The sequence below is a fragment of the Candidatus Symbiopectobacterium sp. NZEC135 genome (assembly GCF_025962695.1).
The window spans coordinates 1-526 of sequence record NZ_JAGFPF010001500.1 but is presented as its reverse complement, the minus strand read 5'-3'; the positions used below and the strand labels follow the sequence as shown (position 1 = coordinate 526).

At 48.1% G+C, this 526-nt stretch carries 1 protein-coding gene; it reads left to right on the top strand.

What is annotated here, in order from left to right; translation table 11 throughout:
- Positions 1-214: 214 nt before the first annotated feature.
- Positions 215-526, top strand: a 312-nt coding sequence (locus J5224_RS35035; RefSeq protein WP_264629391.1) for an Arm DNA-binding domain-containing protein, incomplete at its 3' end; no start/stop codon positions are given.

Genomic DNA, 526 nt, shown 5'->3' with positions numbered 1-526 from the left:
AAGGGCTAATTGCAGGTTCGATTCCTGCTGGGGACACCAGAAGCCTGTTCAGCAACATCCACCGATACTCACCAATCATCTTAAAAACAATGTGTTAACCAATACTCATTGTTCGCCAAAGGTCACTCCCCCCTACATTAACGTTACTTTGTTGGTATATCTGTTGGTGTCGTAAGCTCGGTATGCGTTGTACCCACATCAGGAGGCGCAACCGATGGCGCTAACTGATGTAAAAGTGTGGTCTGCTAAGCCTTCCGACAAGCCTATCAAGCTCACTGACGGGTTTGGTATGCATCTGCTTGTTCACCCAAATGGCTCGAAGTATTGGCGCTTTCAATACCGGTTCTCTGGCAAACAGAAGATGCTCGCACTCGGTGCCTATCCTGACGTATCTCTTGCAGAGGCACGGGAGAGACGTGACGACGCAAGAAAACTGATTGCTAATGGCACTGATCCCAGCGAAAAGAAGAAAGCGAATAAAATTGAAGAGAGTGGCGCTTTAACTTTTGAGGCAGTGGCACGAAAC